The sequence below is a fragment of the Streptomyces sp. IBSNAI002 genome (genome assembly GCF_052244475.1).
In the GTDB taxonomy this organism is placed as follows: domain Bacteria; phylum Actinomycetota; class Actinomycetes; order Streptomycetales; family Streptomycetaceae; genus Streptomyces.
This window is the reverse complement of sequence record NZ_JBQPXG010000002.1, coordinates 6,583,261-6,597,429: the sequence shown is the minus strand read 5'-3', so window position 1 is coordinate 6,597,429 and position 14,169 is coordinate 6,583,261. Positions and strand designations below refer to the sequence as shown.

General features: G+C 72.1%; 6 protein-coding genes. 4 read left to right on the top strand and 2 right to left on the bottom strand.

Annotated features, from left to right (window positions below):
* Positions 1–30: 30 nt before the first annotated feature.
* A complete protein-coding gene (locus ACTVZO_RS31235) occupies positions 31–3,201 on the top strand; it encodes a tetratricopeptide repeat protein (protein ID WP_443301499.1) in 3,171 nt (1,056 codons plus the stop codon).
* Between the two features lie 242 nt (positions 3,202–3,443).
* Here ACTVZO_RS31235 and ACTVZO_RS31230 read toward each other — a convergent pair whose 3' ends face one another.
* Positions 3,444–4,346 (bottom strand): LysR family transcriptional regulator, encoded by a 903-nt coding sequence (locus tag ACTVZO_RS31230; protein ID WP_443301498.1) that lies wholly within the window; start codon positions 4,344–4,346, stop codon positions 3,444–3,446.
* Positions 4,347–4,456: 110 nt separating this feature from the next.
* Here ACTVZO_RS31230 and ACTVZO_RS31225 point away from each other — a divergent pair, with 110 nt between their 5' ends.
* Positions 4,457–5,662, top strand: a complete 1,206-nt coding sequence (locus ACTVZO_RS31225) for an MFS transporter (protein ID WP_443301497.1) — start codon at positions 4,457–4,459, stop codon at positions 5,660–5,662.
* Between the two features lie 266 nt (positions 5,663–5,928).
* Here ACTVZO_RS31225 and ACTVZO_RS31220 read toward each other — a convergent pair whose 3' ends face one another.
* On the bottom strand, positions 5,929–6,720 hold the full coding sequence (locus tag ACTVZO_RS31220) for an alpha/beta fold hydrolase (protein ID WP_443301496.1): 792 nt from the start codon (positions 6,718–6,720) through the stop codon (positions 5,929–5,931).
* Between the two features lie 195 nt (positions 6,721–6,915).
* Between ACTVZO_RS31220 and ACTVZO_RS31215 the strand changes: the two genes are divergently transcribed.
* Both ACTVZO_RS31215 and ACTVZO_RS31210 read left to right on the top strand, forming a co-directional pair.
* Positions 6,916–7,557, top strand: coding sequence for a condensation domain-containing protein (locus ACTVZO_RS31215; RefSeq protein WP_443301495.1), 642 nt, complete (start codon positions 6,916–6,918; stop codon positions 7,555–7,557).
* Entirely contained in the window at positions 7,482–14,168 is a 6,687-nt protein-coding gene (locus ACTVZO_RS31210; RefSeq protein ID WP_443303324.1) for an amino acid adenylation domain-containing protein, read from the top strand. The genes ACTVZO_RS31215 and ACTVZO_RS31210 overlap by 76 nt, the downstream gene beginning before the upstream one ends.
* Position 14,169 lies beyond the last annotated feature (1 nt).

Genomic DNA, 14,169 nt, shown 5'->3' with positions numbered 1-14,169 from the left:
GGCAAGTGGTCACGAGGACGGGAGCCCTGAGTGGACCACGACGAGGTGACGGATCAGCCGGAGGAGGCGAGGCCGTCGAGCGCCTACGCGCAAAGCCTGGCCGAGTTCTTCGCCCGGACCGGCGCGAAGGGCGTCGAACTGGCCACGCACGCCGGCTACCACCCCTCCGTCATCTCGCGGTACCTCAAGGGCGTGCGCATCGCCCCCGCCGAGTTCCTGCCCGAGTTCCGTTCCTTCCTCGCCGCCCACGGACAGCCGATCAGCGACGAGGAGTTCACCGGCCTGGACACGCTGCGGAGGTCGGCCCAGGCGGCCGGCAGGGGGCACTCCGCCCGGGCCGCCTACTCGCGCGAACGGATTGCCGAGCTGGAGAAGCAAGTCGAGCGGATCACCGCGCGCGTGCGCGAGCGGAAGGGCGGCGCTGCCGTCGAGCCCGGCGGCGTGGCCGCCCGTGTCAACGATGCGCACCTGCACGTGGCGCAGTCCGTGGCGCCTTCCGTGGCGCCGTCACAGGCGCCTCCGATGACCCTGCCGGCAGCGCCACGGGGGTTCGTCGGCCGCACCGGAGTGCTGCGCGACATCATGACGTGGTTGCGCCCGGACCCGGCCACGAACCCCTGCGAAGACGCGTCGTCGGCTGTGCTCGCCGTGGCCGGCATGGGAGGGCCCGGCAAGACGGCGCTTGCCCTTCAGGCCGCTCATCAGGCTCGGGCGGGCGGGTGGTTCTCCGGCGGCATCCTCTTCGCCGACGTACACGGATACAGCCCTGGTCCCCCCGCCGAGATCAGCACCGTCGTCGACCGCTTCCTGCTCGGATTCGGCGTCAAGAGCAGCGACCTGCCTGACAGCACGGACCAGAAGCTCGACGCCTGGAGGACGCTCACCGACCGGCTCGCCGAGGAGGGGCGTCCGCTCCTCGTGGTACTCGACAACGTCCGTACCGCCGGACAGGTGGCGGGCCTCCTGCCGTCACATCCGCACCGCGCCCTGGTCACTTCCCGCCAGACGCTGTCCGCGCTGCTGGCGCACCGGATCGGTCTGGGTCCTCTCGCCCCCGACGATGCCGTCGCCCTCCTCGACAAGGCCCTGCGCACCGGAAGTTCCGGTGACGGGCGCGTGACCGGTCAGCGGCCCGACGCGCTGCGCCTGGCCGAGCTGTGCGGTCATCTTCCTCTCGCCTTGCGGATCACAGCGGCCCTGCTGTGCGATGACCGGCGCCGACCCCTCGCCCACCAGGCGGACGACCTGGCCGACGCCCGCACCAGGCTCCAGGCCATGCAGTACGACGATGTCGACGAGCAAGGCCGTCCACTGGCCGTGGATGCCTCGATCGATCTTTCATACGGGCTCCTGAGTACGGCGACGGCCCGGGCGTTCCGGCTTCTGGCGCCCGCGCCCGGTCCGGACATCTCCACCGACTCGGCCGCCGTCCTTCTCGGCCGGTCCCCGGCACAGACCCGCAGGATCCTGGCAGAGCTTGCTCGCGCGCATCTCCTCCTGCCCTCACCTACAGAGCACGAGCGCTGGGCGATGCACGACCTCGTCCGTCTGTTCGCCGACGAACAGGGCAGACGCCATGCCGCGGAAGACCAACGCGACGCGGCCGTGAAGTCCCTCATGAGTCACTACTGCACCACCGCCGAGGCGGCCGACACGCATCTCCAGGGCGACTGCGACCTGCCCGTCTCCGACCTCTTCCCGGGAAAGGACAGCGCCGCGACCTGGCTGGAAGGGGAACGTGCGAACCTCATCGCAACGGTCATCGCTGCTGGGGAGTACGAGCATCCGGCTGCGACCAGCCTCGCCCCGACCCTGTACAGGTTTCTGGATCTCTGGAGCCACTACGCCGACATGCTCGCCGTGAACGGCGTCGCGTTGGGCGCCTGCCGGGAACGCGGCGACCGGTTGGGGGAGGCAAAGGCCTTGAACGCCTTGGGCATCGCCCACAGGGTGTCGGGGCACCCCCAGAAGGCGATCGACGCCCACGCCGCCAGCGCCGACATCTGCAGGGACTTGGGTGAACGGCCCGGCGAGGCTGCGGCCATGAACAACCTTGGAAGCGCCCTGTACCTGGCGGGACGCCACGAGGAAGCGCTCGACGCCCGCATCGTCGCGATCGGCCTCTTCAGGGAGACCGGCCGCCGTGTCGGCGAAGGGGAGGCCTTGAGCAATCGCGGCAACACCCTGGTGAGCATGGGAAGGCTCGAGGAGGCGATCGACACCCATACGGCTGCTGTCGACGTGTTTCGCACGATCGGCGACCGTCACAGCGAGGGCCAGGCGCTGGACTCTCTCGGGAATACCTTGAGGGCGGTCGGACGCCTTGAGGAGGCGGTGGACGCCCATGCGGCCGCCACGCGACTCCTCAAGGAGAGCAACGACCATCACCGTCGATCGAGAGCGCAGAGGGGGCTCGGGATCGCCTTGCATGAAGCAGGGCGATTCGAAGAGGAGATCCACGCTCGCACCACTGCGATCGAGCTGTTCCAAAAGATCAAAAACCACGTCGAGGCGGGTGTCGAATTCATCCATATGGGAGTCGCTCTGCGGGAAGTCGGGCGCCTTGAAGAGGCGATCGACGCGCATGCGGACGCAGTCCGCATTTTCGCGGAGACAAAAACCCCCAGCCACGAGGTATGGGCACTGAACAAGCTTGCAGGTTGCACAGTGGAGGCTGGACGGTACAAGGAGGCCGTCGCACATCACACCCGTGCCCTCGCACTCGCACCCGACAGCCTGGCGAGCATCACCGGCCGCGGGCTGGCCTGCTTTTCCCTCGGCCAGTACGACCAAGCGCTCGCCGACCTGGACCGCGCTGACGAACTCGCGCCCGACAGCGCTCCGGTGCTCGCAGTTCGAAGCAGTGTCCACCGCCTGCTCGGGCAGTACGAGCGAGCCCTGGCCGACGTCGACCGTGCCGTCGAACTCGACCGGCACGCCCCCAAAGGATCGCGCTGCGCGGTGTCACTCTCCGCGTCACAGGCAGATTCGAGGAGGCGGTTGCCGATTTTGACCGCGCCCTCGGATCGGCTCCGGACAACGGCTGGATTCACTACGAGAAGGCGGTGGCTCTCCATGCCCTACGAGCCCCGGGCAGTGCGCTGCACTTGGCGCGCTCGATTGAAATCCTCACCCTTGGATCCAGCGGGCCGCGACCACGCCCGGCAGATGTCGCCAACCTCTTTCTGGCGCACTGCTTGAAAACGGATTGGGCGAAGGCAGAACAATACCTGACCCTTTTCCTCAGTGGCAGCCCGGCGCCCGGAGCCACGACCGAGCTTCGCATCGTCATGGACACCGTTCTTCGAATTCTGGATTCAGCCGGGGAGCACCTGCGGCCGTTTCACCGTCGACTGCGGGACGCGAGCGCGGCCGGGGCCGCACCGTCGGGCACCTCGCCGATTTCGGACTCGGCACCAGACCGGTGAGGGGTCCCGCGGCCGTCAGTCCGCCGGGCCGGCCGTCTCGCCGACCGCCAGGGCGAAGGCCTCCGCCTGCGCCGAGGGGCGCGTGCGGTGGCGGATGAGGCCGAGTTCGGAGTCGGGCAGGCCCTGCACCGGGACGAAGGTGAGGGAGTCGCGCCGGCCGTGGTAGTCGGCGGTGGACCGGCACAGCAGCATCGCGCCGCGGTTGGCCGCCGTCAGACTCAGGCCTTCCTGAAGGGTGTTGACGCTGGGTCCGGCCGGTACGGGCAGCCCGCCCGGGGTCAGACCGGGGGCCTGGGCCTGCCGCCAGTACTCGGGGGCGCCGCCGCCGATGCCGATGAGCCGGCAGTCGGCGAGCTCCTCGGCGGAGAGGGAGTCCCGGGCGGCGAAGGGGTGCCGGACGGACACGGCCAGGGTCTGCGGCTGCCGGGAGAAGACCGGGCCGAGGACGAGGTCGTCCTCGGCCACCGGCAGCAGGACCACCGCGCAGTCCACCTCCTGGCGGCGCAGCGGCCCGAAGGGGTCGGAGAGGGGGATCTCGACGATGTCGATCGCGCAGTCCGGGTACCGGTCGCCGAACAGGGCGATCGCCCGGCTGAGGTAGTCGTCCACGGTGCCCTGGAAGCCGATGCGCAGCTCTCCGCCCATGCCGCGCGCGGCTGCCCGGGCCTCGTCGACCGTGGCGCGCAGGGCGTCGTACGCGGGACGCAGGCCCGCGAGGAAGCTCTCGCCCAGCGGGGTCAGGCGCACCCGCCGGCTGGTGCGTTCGACCAGCGGCGCGCCGATGCGGCTCTCCAGGGAGCGCAGCAGCTGGCTGACCCGGCTCTGCGAGACGTACAGCCGCTCGCCGGTCCGTCCGAAGTGCAACTCCTGCGCGAGCACGAGGAACGTCTCCAGCTCGCGTATCTCGACACCGCTCATGGTTTCCTTTCTACACCGCCGCCCCGTTGCGGCCGATCGAGTAGCCCCGCTTATCGAAGGATGAGGGATCGGCCGTTGTTCCCGCAGGTCGGGGCGGGTTGGCTGGTCGCATGGCACAGACTGAGGAAATTGCAGACACCACCGGGGTGCCGGAGCGATCCGCGACCCGCGGCTGGCTCGGCGTCGCGGCGGTCGCGAGCGCGACGTTCACGGTGGTGACGTCGGAGATGCTGCCCGTGGGCCTGCTGACGCCCATCGGGGACGCGCTGAAGGTGAGCGAGGGCACCGCCGGACTGACCCTGACCATCACCGGCCTGGTCGGAGCGGTGTCGGCCCCGCTGCTGACACCGCTGCTGGGGCGGTTCGACCGGCGGGCGGTGCTGTGTGCGCTGATGGCGGTCCTGACGGTGGGCAACCTGCTCGCGGCGTGGACCCCGGACTTCGGGGTGATGGTGGCCGCCCGTGTCCTGGTCGGCGTCGGCATGGGCGGTGTCTGGGCGATCGCGGCGGGTCTGGCGGTACGCCTGGTGCCGCCGAAGTCGATCGGCTCGGCCACCTCGTTGATCTTCAGCGGCATCGCGGTGGCTTCGGTGCTCGGCGTCCCGGCGGGCACGTACATCGGCGAACTGGCCGACTGGCGCACCGCGTTCGTCACGGTGGGCGTACTGGCGCTGCTGGTGCTGATCGCCCTGGCGGTCCTGCTGCCGCGGCTGCCCGCGGAGCAGGACGTACGGCTCAGCGGTGTGCTGCGGCTGTTCGGCGAGGCGCGGGTGCGGACCGGGCTGATCGTGGTGGCGCTGCTGGTCACCGGTCACTTCGCCGCCTACACGTACGTGCGCCCCGTGCTGGAGGAGGTCTCGGGGGCGAGCGCCGGGATGATCGGCACGCTGCTGCTGGTGTACGGAATCGCGGGCGTGGCGGGCAACTTCGCCGCCGGTGCCGGCGCCGGGCGCTCCCCGCGCTCCACCCTGCTGGTGATCAGCGCGGTACTGGCGGCCACGGTCGCTCTGGTACCGGTGCTCGGCGGTTCCGTCCTGACCGCCGGTGCGCTGCTCGCCGTCTGGGGGCTGTCCTACGGCGGCGTGTCGGTCAGCACCCAGACCTGGCTGCTGGCTTCGGCCCCCGAGGCGCGCGAGGCCGCGTCCTCGCTGTTCGTCGGCGTGTTCAACGGGGCGATCGCGCTCGGCGCGCTGGCCGGCGGGCTGGCCGCGGACGGCGCGGGGGTCACCGCGGTGATGTGGCTGGGCGGCGGGCTCGCCGTCGCGGCCCTCGCGGTGACGGCGCTGGGCAAGGCGCCCTCGTCCGGGCGCCTGTGATGAACCGGCCGCCGAAGAACCGGGCCGCGATGGCCCGGCCGCTGACGACCCGGCCCCCGCGCCCGTGTCCCTGAGACCGGAGCGCCACTGAGACCGGCCCGGCGCCCACCCCCGGGCCCGCCGCCCCGTTCCCCGGGACGGCGGGCCGGGCGCCGGGCCCGCCGTCCGACCGCCCCCGCCGTCCGGCCGCCCGGGGACGGGCTCCGACGGCGGAGGCGGTACGGCTCGGGCGGTACGGGCGGGCCTGCCCGTACCGCCCGTGGCGGTCAGCGGCCGACGCCGTCGAGGAACTCGGTGATGAGCCCGGCCCACTCGGCCGGCCGCTCCGCGGCGATGGCGTGACCGCAGTCCAGCGTCGCCAGCCGCGCTTCCGGGATCCCCTCCACGAGTTCGCGGGAGTGAACGGGAGTGGTGAGGAGGTCCCCGAGGGGCGAGACGACGAGGACCGGTACCGCGATCCGCGCCAGATCGGCCCGTACGTCGATGTCGTCGAAGAGGGCGAGCTGCGCGTCGGTGCCCGGCGGCATCCCGGCGGAGAACAGTGCGAGCTGCTCCTCGACCTCCTCGTGGGAGCGCTCGTCGAGCCAGCGGGCGCCGCCGACCACCAGCGAGAGGTAGGAGGCCAGGACCCGGCTGTCGCCGTCCGGCGCGCCGAGCGCCCGCCAGGTGTCGACGACCAGCTTGAGGCGGGCGTTCGGACGCGCGAATCCGGCGGAAAGAACAAGGGCGGTAACCCGCTCGGGATGGCGCACCGCGGCCCGCACGGCCACCGTCGTCCCCATGGAGAATCCGGATATGGCAAAAGAATGTACGCCGGATTGCACGGCGCTTTCCACAATGTGGTCGGCGAGCAGGTCGAGTGTCAGCGGACCGTCCGGGAGAGCATTATTCCCGGAGCCCGGATAATCCGGGCCGACGACGGTTCGACGGCTCGCCAGAGTTTCGAGTACCGGTCCGTAACTGTCCTCGATGTCACTGCCCGCACCATGCGCGAGCAGCAGTCCTGGTCCGCCGCCGCGGACGAGGACGGATTTCTGGGAAGGGAGCAGAGAGGTCATGTCGGAGATGTTAGCGAGGGCTCGCGAAAATCCTTGACCAATATCGCGCGGATCACATATTCCCACTCCTGACTACCCGATCGAGTAGTCCTTCTCCACTCATACGAGTAGTGGTGAAGCGGATTGGGGGAAACGTAGGCTCCTGAGCATCGGACGGCAAACATTCCGGCTGTCCGAATTAGCGAAGGAAGGCCGATGCTCGCAACACGCCAGCTCCCTCTGTCCGCCTACCAGCTGGACATTTGGGCTGCCGAGTCCACCGCGCCGGGTGACCCCCAGTTCAACGTGGTCATTCAGGAGCGGTTGGCCGGCGATGTCGACGTGGACAGCTTGAAGGAATCGCTCGAGGAGGTCCTGCGCGGCAACGACGCGTTCTCCCTGCGCTTCGACGAACAGGACGGGATCCCCTGCCAGTGGGTGGCCGGGGCCGATGCGCAGGAGGAGACGGGCCCCTGGGTCCAGTACGTCGACTTCTCCGGCGCGGCCGACCCCGCGGCGGCCTGCGCGGCGTGGCGGGAATACTCGTTCACGCACCCCTTCACCCTGCGGCGTTCGCGTTTGTTCACGGCCGCAGTGCTGCGCGAGAGTGCCTCGGTCGTCCATGTGCACCTCAACGCCCACCACCTGATCGCCGATGCGTGGGCCCTGAACCAGGTCAGCCGTCAGCTGTGGGAGCGCTACGCCGACCGGGTGGGCTCCGCCATGGCCGCCGGGACCGGGGCCGTGCCCGTGGCCCCCCCGCCCTCCCCTCCGTCACCGCGCTGGTCGGGGCGGACTCCGCCTACCGCGCCTCCGGGGCCTTCGAAGAGGACCGGGCCTACTTCCGCGATGCGCTGAAGGGCGTGCAGCCCGCCCTGTTCACCCGGGCCACGGTGGCTCCCGCGGACGGTGCGCGGCGCCGGGCCCGGCACACCTTCACCGTCGACGCCGACCTGGTGCGCCGCATCCGCGGCGGCGGCAGCTCCCCGTTCGCGTTCCTCGCGGCCGCCTTCGCCGCCTACTTCTCCCGGGTGCACCGCAGCGAGGAGCTGGTGCTCGGCGTCCCGTTCCGCAACCGGCACTCGGACGCCGAGCTCGAGACGGTCGGCCAGCTGGCCAACAACCTCCCGCTGCGCGTGCCCGTCGGCCCCGCGGACACCCTGCACGAGCTGGCCGCCGCGGTCCGGAGCAGCACGGACGCGCTGCGCGGCCACGAGCGGCTCGCCCTCGGCGACGTGCTGCGCGACCTGCCGGCCGTCGGTGCGGGCTCCCGCCGGCTCTTCGACATCACCCTGTCCTACCTCCGCCACTCGCGGCCCGCCCCGCTGCCGGGCACCTCGCTGGAGTCCGTCGTCCTGGCGCCCGTCCACCACCAGGACGCGCTGTCCGTGATGGTGCACGCCTTCGAGGACGACGCCGACCTGCGGGTCGACCTCGACTACGCGGTCGACGTGTTCGACGAGGACTACCCGATCGCCTCGGTCGCGGGCCACCTGCTGCGCCTGATCGCCGCCGGGGTGGCCGAGCCCGGCCGGGCAGCGGCCACGCTGCCCGTCCTGGACGAGGCCGAGCTCGAGGACCTCACGGTGCTGCGGCAGGGGCCCGAGGTCCCGTACGCCGACGCCCGGACCGTGCACGGCCTGATCGCCGACCAGGCCGCCCGCACCCCGGACCGGACCGCCGTGACCGGCGCGGACGGGACCCCGCCGCTGACCTACGCGGAGCTCGACACCCGCTCCAACCAGGTGGCGCACGCCCTGCGCGCCCGGGGCGTGGGCACCGGCGACCGGGTGGCCGTCCTGATGGACCGCTCCCCGCGGCTGATCGTCGCCCTGCTCGGCGTCCTCAAGTCCGGCGGCGCCTACGTACCCGTGGACCCGGGCTATCCCGCGGAGCGCATCGGCTTCCTGCTCCAGGACAGCCGTGCCAAGGTGGTGCTGACCGACGGCGGGACCCCGGTCGGGGACCAGGACGTCCCGGTCCTGCACACCGACGAGCTGCTGACCGGCCCGGGCGGTCCGCTGGAGGACCCGGCCGGCCCCCGCGACCTCGCGTACGTGATCTACACCTCCGGCTCGACCGGCCGGCCCAAGGGCGTCATGGTCGAGCACCACTCGGTGGTCAACCGGCTCGCCTGGATGCAGAAGGCCTACCCGGTCGGCGACGGCGACGTCCTGCTCCAGAAGACGCCGATCTCCTTCGACGTCTCGGTGTGGGAGCTCTTCTGGTGGGCGATCGAGGGCGCGGGCCTCGCCCTGCTGCCCGTCGGCGGCCAGCGCGACCCGCGCGGGATCCTGCGCACGATCGCCGAACAGCGCGTCACCACCCTGCACTTCGTCCCCTCCATGCTGGGCCCCTTCCTCGACCTGCTGGAGGACCGGCCGGAGCTGCGCGCCGAAGCCGCCTCCCTGCGGCAGGTGTTCTGCAGCGGTGAGGCCCTGCCCACCGCACGCGCCGAGCAGTTCAACCGGGTCTTCGGCTCCCGCGGCGAGAGCGCCCCGCGGCTGGTCAACCTGTACGGGCCCACCGAGGCCACGGTCGACGTGTCGTACTTCGACTGCCCGACGGCCGCCGAGGGGCCGGTCCGCCGGATCCCCATCGGCCGGCCCATCGACAACACCCGGCTGTACGTGGTGGACGCGCACGGCGGGCTCCAGCCGGCCGGGGTCCCCGGTGAGCTGTGCATCGGCGGCGTCGGCGTCGCCCGCGGCTACCTGGAGCGGCCCGAGCTGACCGCGGAGAAGTTCACCGAGGACCCCTTCTCCCCGGGCGGGCGGCTCTACCGCACCGGCGACCTCGCCCGCTGGCTGGCCGACGGCACCCTGGAGTACCTCGGCCGCATCGACGGCCAGGTCAAGATCCGCGGCAACCGGGTGGAGCTCGGCGAGGTGCAGAACCGGCTGGCCTCCGTGGCCGGCGTACGGGACGCCGTCGTGGTGGACCACCAGTCGGGCAGCCGGGGAACCCTGCTGATCGGCTACTACGTCGCGGACAGCGAGCTCAGCCCGGCCCTGCTGCGCGAGGAACTGGCCACCGCGCTCCCCGAGTTCATGGTTCCGGCGCACTTCATCCGGATCGGCACCGTCCCGCTGACCCCGAACGGCAAGGCCGACCGCCGCGCCCTGCCCGCCCCCTCGGCGACCGCCGGTCCGCAGTACACGGCGCCACGCAACGCCACCGAGGAGACGCTCGCCGCGATCTGGGCGGAGGTACTGGAGGCGGAGCGGGTCGGGATCCACGACGACTACTTCGCGCTCGGCGGGGACTCCATCACGATGCTGCGCATCCGCGCCCGGGCCGAGAAGGCCGGCATCGTGTTCGACCTGACGGACCTGGTGCAGCAGCCGACCGTCGCCCAGCTGGCCGCCCGGTCGGCCACCGGTACCGGGGCCGCCGCGCCCGCCGCCGAACTCGCCCCCTTCGCCCTGGTCTCGGGCGTCGACCGGGCCCGGCTCGAAGGCCGCGCCGACGCCTACCCGCTCACCCGGCTCCAGCTCGGCCTGCTCTACCACAGCCGGGCCGAGCAGGACTCGGCCGTCTACCGCGACGTCTTCCAGTACAGCGTCACGGCCGCATGGGACGAGGATGCCTTCCGGCGCGCCTTCGAACGGCTCGTCGCACGCCACCCCGTCCTGCGTTCCTCCTTCGACCTGGGCTCCTTCTCCGAGCCGCTCCAGATCGTGGACCACACGGTGACCGGCGGCTTCGACGCCGTGGACCTGCGCGGCCGCGAGGAGGCCGAGGCGCTCGCCGAGATCGCGGCCCATGTCGACGAACGGCGGTTCCACCGCTACGACTTCGAGCAGGCGCCCCTCCACCACCTGCGCGCCCACGTCCGCGAGGGGACGCTCGAGCTGGTCCTGAGCTTCCACCACGCGATCCTCGACGGCGGCAGCGTGGCCACCCTGGTCGCCGAGCTGCTGCGGGACTACCTGCACGGCCTGGGTCACCCCATCGGGGCCGTGGCCGAGGCCGCCCTGCCCTCGGCGGCCCACCACGTACGCGCCGAACGCGAGGCCCTGGAGTCGGAGCAGACCCGCGCCTTCTGGCGCGAGCGGCTGCGGGACGCCCCCCTGCTGCGCCTCCAGCCCTTCCGCGGGCACGAGACCCCGGGCCCGGACACCCAGATCACCCGGATCGTGGACCTGCCCGCCGCACTCACCGAGCAGGTCGCCGTGTTCGCCCGGGAGCGGACGCTGCCGGTGAAGTCCGTGCTGTTCGCGGCGCACTGCCTGACGCTGGGACTCTTCTCCGGCTCCGACGACATCACCACCGGCCTGGTCACCCATGGCCGCCCCGAGCTGGAGGACGCCGACCGCATCGCCGGACTGTTCCTCAACACGATGCCCGTGCGGCTCGGCACCGCCGCCGACAGCTGGGCCGACGTGGTCCGTGCGGCCTTCCGGCAGGAGCAGCAGAGCCACGCCCACCGCCGCTACCCGCTCAGCGCGATCCAGGAGGACCGGGGCTCCACCGTCCTGGAGACCGCGTTCAACTACATCCACTTCCGTCAGCTGGCCGCCGTCTTCGAGCTGCCCGGGGTCAGCCTGCTGGACTTCCGGACCTGGGAGGAGACCAACTTCCAGCTGCTGGTGAACGCCATGACCGACCCGGTCGACGGCTCCGTCCGGCTGCGGCTGGACCACCACGGGCTGACCTTCACCCCGGCCCAGGCCGACCTGTACGCCGAGCGGTTCACCGCGATCCTCGACCGGCTGGTCCACCACCCGGACGAGGCACCGGACTTCGGCTTCCTCGCTCCGGCCCCGGAGCCGGCCGCGGCCCTGGAGCAGCAGGACGCCGCCGCGCCGCTGGACGTCGTACGGGCCGTCGCGCGGCAGAGCGCCCGCGCACCGGAGGCCACGGCCCTGGTGTTCGGCGAGCGCCGCTGGACCTACGCGGAACTGGACGCGGCCGCCGACCGGGTGGCCCGCGAGCTGATCGCGCTCGGTTCGCGGCCCGGTGACCGGATCGGCATCGCGATGGACCGCTCGCCGGAGACCGTCGCCGTGATCCTCGGCGTCATGAAGGCCGGCGCCGCGACCGTCCCGCTGGACGTCAGCTACCCGGTGGACCGGCTGACCGCGATGGTGGAGCAGGCCCGCCCGTTCCGGGTCATCGCGCACGCCGCGCACGGCGCCACCGTCGGCGGGCCGGCGCTCGTACTGCCGGCCGAGGAGCTCTTCGCCGAGGACGGCGAGCGGCCCTACCTGCCCCGGATCCCGGCGGAGGTGACCGAGGAGATCACCCCCGACTCCATCGCCTACGTGCTGTTCACCTCGGGTTCCACGGGCGCGCCGAAGGGCGTGGCGATGCCGCACCGCTCCCTGGCCCACCTGGTCGCCTGGCAGAACGGCATCCCCAGCGGGGTCGTCGGCGGGGTGACCGCCCAGTACGCGCCGCTGAGCTTCGACGTCTCCTTCCAGGAGATCTTCTCCACGCTCGCGGGCGGCGGCACCCTGCTGCTGCTCTCCGAGGAAGAGCGCCGCGACATGCCCGCCCTGCTGCGGCTGCTCGACCGCGAGGGCGTGCAGCGCGTCTACCTCCCGTACGTGGCGCTCCAGCAGCTGGCCGAGACCGCGGACGCGCTCGGGCTGGCCCCGCGCTCGCTGCGCGCCCTGCTCTCCTCCGGCGAGCAGCTGCGCGTCACCGACGAGATACGCGCGCTGTGCGCGGCGCTGCCCGGGGTGATCCTGGAGAACCAGTACGGGCCGACCGAGTCGCATGTGGTGACCGCGTACACGATGCAGGGCGACCCGGCCGGGTTCCCGGCCCTGCCGCCGATCGGGCGGGCCATCGCGGGCTCCTCGGTGCACGTCCTGGACGCCCGGCTGCGGCCGGTCCCGGCCGGGGTGCGCGGTGAGCTGTACCTGTCGGGCGCCTGCCTGGCGGAGGGGTACGTGGGCCGTCCGGACCTGACCGAGGAGCGGTTCGTGCCGCACCCGTCCCCCGCGGCCGCGGCGGCGGGGGTGCGCCTCTACCGCACGGGCGACCTGGGCTTCGCCCTGCCCGACGGAGACGTGGTGTGCCTGGGCCGGGCCGACGCGCAGGTCAAGGTGCGCGGATACCGTGTGGAGCCGGCCGAGGTGGAGCTGGCCATCACCCGCTTCGCCGCGGGCCACCCGGGGATCGCGGAGGCGGCGGTCGTGGCCCGCCGCCGGGAGGGCAACGACTCCTTCCTCGCCGCGTTCCTGACGGGCGACCCGGACGGCGCGGACCTGACGCTGCTGCGCAAGCAGCTGCGGACGGTGCTGCCCGAGTACATGATGCCCTCGCACTTCGAGTGGCTGGCCGCCCTGCCGCTGACGCCCAGCGGCAAGCGCGACGACAAGGCGCTGCGCGCCGCCCCGCTGAGCACGGGGGCCACCGCCGACGCCGCCGCGGCGCCGCGCGACGCGTACGAGGAGACCCTGGTGGAGATCGTCGGCGATCTGCTCCAGCTGCCCGCGCTGGGCGTGCACGACAACATCTTCGACCTCGGCGCGACCTCCCTGACGGCGATGCGCCTGGTGGTGCAGATCGAGCAGCGCTACGGGATCAGCGTCCCGCTCTCGGAGTTCGTGTCGGCGCCGACGGTGGCCGAACTGGCCGCGCGGCTGCGGTCGGGCGACGCCGCGACCGCCTTCGACCCGCTGGTGCCCATCCGTCCGGCCGGGTCGAAGCGTCCGATGTTCTTCGTCCACCCGATGGGCGGGAACGTGCTCTGCTACGTCCGGTTCGCCAAGTACCTGGAGGAGGGCCAGCCGTTCTACGCCCTCCAGGCGGCCGGCGGCGACCCCGGCACCGAACCGCTGCGCAGCGTCGAGGAGATCGCGGCCAGCTACATCGAGGCGATGCGCCGGGTGCAGCCGAGCGGCCCGTACGTCATCGGCGGCTGGTCGTTCGGCGGGTTCGTGGCCTTCGAGATCGCCCGGCAGCTGCGGGCGGCCGGCCAGGAGGTGGCCCGGCTGGTGCTGCTGGACACCACCGCCCTCAACCCGGGCCGGCGCCTGACCACGGACGACGACGCCCTGCTGGGCTGGTTCTTCTGGGAGCTGCTGTGGCTGCGGCGCGGGGGCGACTCCCCGCTGGAGCTGATCCCGGACCGGCTGACGACGCTGGAGGAGAAGTTCGGCTTCATCGCCCAGCTCGCCATCGACGAGGGCGTACTGCCCACGGGGAGCACCGGTGCCGTCGTACGGCGCCTGTTCCACGTGTACGAGGCCAACTGGAAGGCGGCGTTCGCCTACCGGCCCGAGGTGGTGGACCAGGACATGGTCCTCATCCACGCCGCGCAGCCGCTTCCCGGGGTCCTCAACTCGATGCACACCGCCATCGAGAGCATGCACGCGGACCCGAGCAACGGCTGGCGCGAGCGCACCAGCGGGACGCTCGAGGTCGTGGACGTACCCGGCGACCACCTCACGATCATGGAGGAGCCGTACGTGGCCCACATGGTCCAGGTCGTCACCGAACTGATCGGACAGTGAG

What these genes read in the sequence shown, in the direction of transcription:
- ACTVZO_RS31230 (WP_443301498.1), bottom strand. Translation starts at nt 4,346, where the DNA reads ATGAGCGGTGTCGAGATACGCGAGCTGGAGACGTTCCTCGTGCTCGCG.
- ACTVZO_RS31215 (WP_443301495.1), top strand. Translation starts at nt 6,916, where the DNA reads ATGCTCGCAACACGCCAGCTCCCTCTGTCCGCCTACCAGCTGGACATT.
- ACTVZO_RS31225 (WP_443301497.1), top strand. Translation starts at nt 4,457, where the DNA reads ATGGCACAGACTGAGGAAATTGCAGACACCACCGGGGTGCCGGAGCGA.
- ACTVZO_RS31220 (WP_443301496.1), bottom strand. Translation starts at nt 6,720, where the DNA reads ATGACCTCTCTGCTCCCTTCCCAGAAATCCGTCCTCGTCCGCGGCGGC.